The organism is Achromobacter sp. (assembly GCF_049647645.1).
In the GTDB taxonomy this organism is placed as follows: Bacteria; Pseudomonadota; Gammaproteobacteria; order Burkholderiales; family Burkholderiaceae_B; genus Achromobacter.
The window spans coordinates 1-6,400 of sequence record NZ_JBARYB010000105.1; the positions used below are offsets into that span (position 1 = coordinate 1).

The 6,400-nt window shown below is 64.8% G+C and carries 8 protein-coding genes and 1 pseudogene; 6 read left to right on the forward strand and 3 right to left on the reverse strand.

Going from position 1 to position 6,400, the window contains the following annotated elements:
• From WBB14_RS12685 to WBB14_RS12710, 6 genes and pseudogenes are all read left to right on the forward strand, one after another.
• Positions 1 to 419 (forward strand): annotated as a pseudogene (locus tag WBB14_RS12685) (P-type conjugative transfer protein TrbL); the annotation flags it as partial.
• A gap of 18 nt (positions 420 to 437) precedes the next feature.
• A complete protein-coding gene (trbF, locus tag WBB14_RS12690) occupies positions 438 to 1,142 on the forward strand; it encodes a conjugal transfer protein TrbF (protein ID WP_424240132.1) in 705 nt (234 codons plus the stop codon).
• Entirely contained in the window at positions 1,139 to 2,140 is a 1,002-nt protein-coding gene (trbG, locus tag WBB14_RS12695) for a P-type conjugative transfer protein TrbG (RefSeq protein WP_424240133.1), read from the forward strand. The genes trbF and trbG overlap by 4 nt, the downstream gene beginning before the upstream one ends.
• Before the next feature lie 2 nt (positions 2,141 to 2,142).
• Positions 2,143 to 3,417 carry a TrbI/VirB10 family protein gene (locus WBB14_RS12700; RefSeq protein WP_424240134.1) on the forward strand — a complete coding sequence of 425 codons (1,275 nt, stop codon included), beginning with the start codon at positions 2,143 to 2,145 and terminating at the stop codon, positions 3,415 to 3,417.
• Positions 3,414 to 3,671: a DUF2274 domain-containing protein gene (locus tag WBB14_RS12705; RefSeq protein WP_406564169.1), complete on the forward strand. Its 258-nt coding sequence runs from the start codon at positions 3,414 to 3,416 to the stop codon at positions 3,669 to 3,671. The genes WBB14_RS12700 and WBB14_RS12705 overlap by 4 nt, the downstream gene beginning before the upstream one ends.
• A 117-nt stretch (positions 3,672 to 3,788) precedes the next feature.
• On the forward strand, positions 3,789 to 4,163 hold the full coding sequence (locus WBB14_RS12710) for a helix-turn-helix transcriptional regulator (RefSeq protein WP_424240135.1): 375 nt from the start codon (positions 3,789 to 3,791) through the stop codon (positions 4,161 to 4,163).
• A 9-nt stretch (positions 4,164 to 4,172) separates the two neighbouring features.
• Here the strand turns inward: WBB14_RS12710 and WBB14_RS12715 are convergent, their stop codons facing one another.
• The 3 genes from WBB14_RS12715 to WBB14_RS12725 all read right to left on the reverse strand — a co-directional run bounded on the left by WBB14_RS12715 (position 4,173) and on the right by WBB14_RS12725 (position 6,296).
• On the reverse strand, positions 4,173 to 4,697 hold the full coding sequence (locus WBB14_RS12715) for a helix-turn-helix transcriptional regulator (RefSeq protein ID WP_424240136.1): 525 nt from the start codon (positions 4,695 to 4,697) through the stop codon (positions 4,173 to 4,175).
• A gap of 3 nt (positions 4,698 to 4,700) precedes the next feature.
• On the reverse strand, positions 4,701 to 4,976 hold the full coding sequence (locus tag WBB14_RS12720; protein ID WP_424240137.1) for a hypothetical protein: 276 nt from the start codon (positions 4,974 to 4,976) through the stop codon (positions 4,701 to 4,703).
• A gap of 63 nt (positions 4,977 to 5,039) precedes the next feature.
• Positions 5,040 to 6,296 carry a tyrosine-type recombinase/integrase gene (locus tag WBB14_RS12725; RefSeq protein ID WP_424240138.1) on the reverse strand — a complete coding sequence of 419 codons (1,257 nt, stop codon included), beginning with the start codon at positions 6,294 to 6,296 and terminating at the stop codon, positions 5,040 to 5,042.
• Positions 6,297 to 6,400: the final 104 nt, after the last annotated feature.

Sequence of the window (6,400 nt, forward strand, 5' to 3'; positions counted from 1 at the left end):
CGGCCAAGCTGGCCGGCAGCGGTGCGCGTGCCGCTGCCGGGGCGGCCGGCAGCGCAAGGTCGGCGTTCCAGGCCGGCTCCGCATCCGCTGGCGGTGGCTTCAAAGGCGCAGCCGCCGGCGTGGGCAATGTCGCCAAGACGGGCGCTCAGGCAGCCGGGCAGAAGGTTGCGCAAGGCGCGCGCTCAATCCGCGAACGCGCTACCGCAGCGTTCAGCGCTGACGCGCCCGCATCCGCAGGTGGCGGCGCCCCCAGCGGCGATGCGCCTCCCGCCGCTCCGCAGGAGCAACCGGCCTGGGCCAAGCGCCTGCACCGACGACAGCAGCTCACCCACGCCGCGACGACCGCCGCCCACACGCTGCGCGGTGGTGATGGCGGCGGCTCAGGCCAAGGGCCGAGCCTGCGCGATTCCGATTCCTGATCTTCAAGGAGAACACCCATGCGATTCAAACGCCCGCAGGTGCGCTATGCCGACACCCCACAGCCTGCTACCCCTTATCAATCTGCTGCCCAAGTGTGGGACGAGCGCATCGGCTCGTCCCGCGTGCAGGCGAAGAACTGGCGCTTGATGGCCTTCGGCTGCCTCGCGCTCGCGTTGCTGATGGCCGGCGGCCTGGTCTGGCGCTCGGCGCAATCCATCGTCACGCCCTACGTGGTGGAGGTGGACAACGCGGGCCAGGTACGCGCCGTGGGCGAAGCCGCCACGCCGTACCGGCCCAGCGATGCCCAGGTGGCCTACCACCTGGGCCGCTTCATCGGCCTGGTGCGCTCGCTGTCCATCGACCCCATCGTGGTGCGGCAGAACTGGCTCGATGCCTACGACTACACCACCGACAAGGGCGCGGTGGTGCTCAACGACTACGCCCGCGTGAACGATCCGTTCGCGCGCATCGGCAAGGAGTCGGTGACGGTGCAGATCACCAGCGTGACCCGTGCCAGCGACACGTCTTTCAACGTGCGCTGGACACAGACGCGCTATGTCAACGGCGCGCTGGATCGCACCGAACGCTGGAATGCCGTGATTTCCATCGTGCAGCAGACCCCGCGCACCGAGCAGCGCCTGCGCAAGAACCCCCTGGGCATCTACGTCAACGGCCTGTCGTGGAGCCGAGAACTGGATTCTTCCGAAGGAGCAAAACCATGAACCTGTCTTTCCGCTTTTACGCTGTGCCGTTGATGCTTGTTGCCCTCGCGGGCTGCGCCACGCAGGGCAAGCCGCCGCCTGGGATCTCGCTCGATGAGCCGGTGCTGGCGCAGCCGCTGCCCGAGCCGCCTGCGCCAGTGGAGGTGGTGGCCGTGCCCGAGGTGCTGCCGATGTCGGCACAGTTGAAGCCAGTGCCCGAGGCCGCGGACGGCAAACCCGCGCCGGAACCAGCCGACGAGAAGGTGCGCGTTTCGCGCGCCAATGCCGAGGCGCGCATCGCGCCCACGCGCGAGGGCTACGTCAACGCGATTCAGGTGTGGCCCTTCACCGATGGCGCGCTGTACCAGGTCTATGCGGCCGTGGGCCGCGTGACGGTGATTGCCTTGCAGCCGGGCGAGGAACTGGTGACGGTGGCCGCTGGTGACACGGTGCGCTGGATCGTGGGCGACACGTCCAGCGGTAGCGGCGCCGACCTGCGCGTTAGCGTGCTGATCAAGCCGATTCGCTCGGGCCTCAAGACCAATCTGGTAATCACGACCAGTCGGCGCACGTACCTGCTGGAGCTGACCTCGACGGAAAAGACGTGGATGGCGTCGGTGTCCTGGGACTATCCCAAGGACAAGATGCTGGCCTTGCAGCGGCAGGCACAGGCGGCGAGCAGCGCGGCGCCTGTCGATACCGGCTTGTCGCTGGAGAAAATCCGCTTCCGCTACGCGATCAGCGGCAGCAATCCGCCGTGGAAGCCGCTGCGCGCCTTTGATGACGACGAGAAGGTCTATATCCAGTTTCCGCCGGGCATCGCCCAAGGCGAGCTGCCGCCCCTGTTCGTCATCGGCGCGCAGGGCGACGGACAACTGGTGAACTACCGCTTCCGCTCGCCGTACTACATCGTCGATCGCCTGTTCGGCGCGGCCGAACTGCGTCTGGGCGATGACAAGAACGATGTGGTGCGGATCGAGCGCAATGACGGGGCTGTGGGCGCAGCACGGAGGAACTGACCATGAGCCAGGAAGACACTCCCGACCTTGCCACGCCGCAGGAGGGCAAGATCGCGCCCGAGGCGGTGGCGCTGCGCGCTCAGCCGCGCCCGGTCACGCGCCTGAACCGGCACACGCTGGCCTTCCTCGTTGGCGGCCTGTCGGTCGCCGTGCTCGGCGCCACGATCTGGTCGCTGCAACCGCAGCGGCGCGGTGCCCATGAGCAGGGCGAGCTTTACAACGTCGATCGCGTCTCGAAATCCGAAGGGCTGGATGGCCTGCCGTCGGATTACTCAAAACTGCCGGCGAAGGTGCCCGAGCTGGGGCCTCCGTTGCCCGGCGACCTTGGCCCGGCCATCGTAAACTCGCAGCAGCCGGCCGTGGCCGCTTACGCGGCCCCCGGCCACGACCCAAACGACGCCTTGCGCAAGGAGCAAGAAGCCGCTGCGGCGTCATCTGTGTTCTTCCGCTCAGGCGGCCAAGGCCAGGCCGCTGCCACGGTGGCGCGGGCGCCGCCGGGTGCGCCTGGCGGTGCTAGCACACTCGCGGCCTTTGATCCGCTCGCTGCCGGGCCGGCATCGACGGCCGCTCGGCCTACCGACCCGACCGCCGTGCAGAACCGGCAAGACCAGAAAGAGGCGTTCCTGAAAGGCGGCTCTACGGAAACCCGCAATTCCGGCAATCTGGCGTTGCCGGCGTCGCCTTATCAGGTGATGGCCGGAACGGTGATCGCCGGGGCGCTGGTGACAGGCATCAAGTCGGACTTGCCGGGCGACGTGATCGCCACGGTGACGGAGCCGGTTTATGACACGGGTACGGGCAAGTTCCTGTTGATCCCGCAGGGATCGCGCATCCTGGGCAAATACAACAGCCAGGTGAGCTACGGGCAGAGCCGCGTGCAGGTGGTGTGGAACCGAATCATCCTGCCGGATACGTCGTCGCTCACGCTCGACAACCTGGCCGGCACCGATCCGGCCGGCTATGCCGGCCTGGAAGATGACGTGGACTGGCATTGGAGTCGCATTGTGGCCGGTGCGGCACTGACCACGCTGCTGGGCGTCGGCGCCGAGTTGGCCGCTCCGGAGAACCGGCAGGACGGCAATCGCATCGTCATCGCCGGGCGCGACAGCGCGCAGGACAGCATCAATCAGGTCGGTCAGGAGATCACCCGGCGCAACATGAATATCCAGCCGACGCTGACCAGCCGGCCGGGCCTGCCGGTGCGGATCATCGTGGCGCGCGACCTCGTATTGCGTCCCTACCAGCCCTTGTTCTACCAGCGAGGAGGCATCCAATGAGCACGACGAAAAAGCTTCGCCTGGGGCCGCTCCCGCGCCAGGAAGTGAGCAAGCTGACCTTCGCTTGTCCGGCCAGCTTGAAAGCGAACCTCGACCGCTACGCCGCGCTGCATGCGCAGACGTACGGCGAAGCGGTCGATGCGGCCACGTTGATCCCGCATATGCTGGAAGCGTTCATAGGACGAGATCGGGGATTTCGAGCTCGATCGAATGTGCAGCAGAAGCGGGCTACACGAGATACCACCCCGCCGTAATGGACAGATTTGCTGACGCCCTCCCCGGTTCGCCCCAGCGAGTTGTGCCAATTGCTGCCGATAGACACCATGACTCCATATGCACAGAGCTACTGGGAGTCATCGATGCACGCTCGCATGAACCACATCACTGAACTTGGGGAGCCTACGCCGCAGCAGGCGCACGCACCGCATCCCGGCACGGATGGCTATGACAACCTGCCCCAGTTTCCTTCAAGGTTTCCTTTGCCTTTCCGTCGAACTATCCGCCGCCGGGAACTTCACCAGATCGTTCCTCTGGCAGAGACGACGATCTACGCGATGGAGCAGCGCGGCGAATTTCCACGTCGGTTCGCTCTCACCGCCCGCTGCGTCGTGTGGGACCTGGAAGAGATCGAAGCCTGGGTCGACGCGCGCAAACAAGCATCTCGCTCAGACGACGCCGCCAAGTCAACAGGGCCAGATGTCAGACAGCGCAAAAACCGGCCGGTCCGCAATGCGTTTGTTCGGTAGCGGGCGCAATCATGCGACCAACACCCGCAGTTCGCCCGTAGCGGCAACGGGCAAACGGCCGACTTCCTTGGCCAGGTTGACTTCGAGTGCCGCACGCGCGGTTTCCAACATTGTCCGCTCAAGGGCATAGCCGCCCTTCTCTTCCAACCAGCTCAGCACTTCGGCTAGGTGCCAGATCGAAGCGCTGCCCTCATGCACCGGCGTGGGAAAAGTAGCCGCATGGGCGAGCATAAGCTTGCGCATCGCTTGACGCGACACACCCACCAGCTCGGCCACATCGGTCAGACCGACGAAATCCGGTACCGCCTCCACCAACTTCGCCGAAGGCACGGCACGCTTCACGTCGGCCAGCGCACTGCGCACGGCCGCCTGTGCGCTCGGGGCGTCGCGAACGAACTCCAGCGCCAGACGACCCGGCTGTCCGATACCCACCAAGGCATCATCGCAGCCAGCATCGCCCAGACGCTCGACCAGCGTATCCGGATCACTGTCGTGCTCGGCAAGTTGGTACTTCAAGGTGAAGGTGTATTCCATGGGTCAATCCTCGGATGAAGAGCCTGCTTCGCTCTGTCGCTGATGGGTCGTGCAGTTGTCCACCACTCGTCGAAGCGCTCGAGCATGGTTGCCAGGGTTCTTCGGCGTGCTCCACACGCTGGTAATGCAGAACTCGCCGCAGCGGCACTCATCGTCGTTGTAAGGACAGTAGATCCTGCCCCAAGCATGACTGCCGCCAATCGTGACGCGCCAGCCCTGCGCTTCCGCGTGCCTGAGCGCCTCTTCGACCTCCTTCTTCGGGTGCGAGGGACGGGTCATTCAAAGTCTCCAGTATGGGGATGAACCGTCAGGTTGTCAACTGACAACCTGACGGGAAATAACTTATACCAATGCGCTCAGCAGTGGTACGACCGTGTTGCTTGGCAATAGGGTGGGCGCATAGGTGCCGCCCTCTACCCAGGCATCGACCATGTTGGCCCACTCCTGCAGCATGTGGCGGCGCGGCTCGGCGTACTCAGCCTTGTTGTAGACCGAGCGCGAGGAACGGCCGTCCTCATGGGCGAGGCACTTCTCAATCCAGTCGCCGTTGAAGCCGACCTCGTTGAGCAACGTTGAGCCTGTGCGGCGCAGGTCGTGCACCGTGAAAGGCTCCAGCGGTAGCCCGGCGGCCTTGGCGCGCTGGGACACGATCTGGGTCACGCGGTTGAGCGTCGCTTTCGACATGCAGCGGTCGGCGTCGTAGCGCGACGGCAGGACGAACTTCGACCCCGCCGCGCAAGTGTGCAGCGCGACGAAGATATCCACGGCCTGGCGCGACAGATAGACGACGTGCGGGTTGCGGCCCTTCATCCGTGACTTCGGAATCGTCCAGGTCGCGTTCTCGAAATCAACTTCGTCCCAGGTTGCCTCGATCAGTTCACTCTTGCGTACCAGCGTCAGCACAATCATGCGCAGCGCCAGGCGGATGGTTGGGTACGTGGCCACCGATTCCATCTGCCGGTACATCAAGCGGATCTCCATCGGTGAGAGCGCCCGGTCTTTGGGCACGAAGGTTGCGATCGAAGCCGCCCCCACGCCATCTGCCGGGTTATCCACCTTCTCGCCATGCAGGATGGCAAAGGCATAGACCTGCTTCACGATATCGCGGACATGTACCGCGGTGGCGGGAGCGCCACGCGCCTTCACCTTGCCGCACAAGGCGCGCAGGTCGTCGGCGCTGATTTCATTGAGCAGCCGGTTCTTGAACGCCGGCAGGATGTCCCGATCGATGATGCTCTTGCGCATCGCTCGTGTGCTGTCGGCCATCTTGGCATCGGTAAGCCATCGGGCGGTCATGTCACCGAAGTTCTTGGCGGCGGTCAGCCGACGCTTCTCGCGCTGCTTCTCATGCGCCGGGGAATTGCCCTGGGCGACAGCCTTCTTGGCGTCGAGCAGCTTTTCGCGGGCCAATGCCAGCGAGATGCCGGCCGCCCCGTAGCGGCCGATGGTCAGCGTTTCCCGCCGCCCGTTGAGACGGTAATCGTAGCGGAAGGTGACGGTACCGGCGGGCGATACCGTCACGTACATGCCGTCACGGTCGGAAGCCTTGTAAGTCAACGACTTAGGCTTGAAATTGCGCAGTGCGGTGTCGGTAAGCATCGAGGTTTTTCCTCCTGTTCTTGACGGCTTTTACCGTCAGGGGTCAGGAGACCTGCTGATGCCTGGAAAGCCGCATGAAACAAGCTTTCCAGAGGAGACATTTA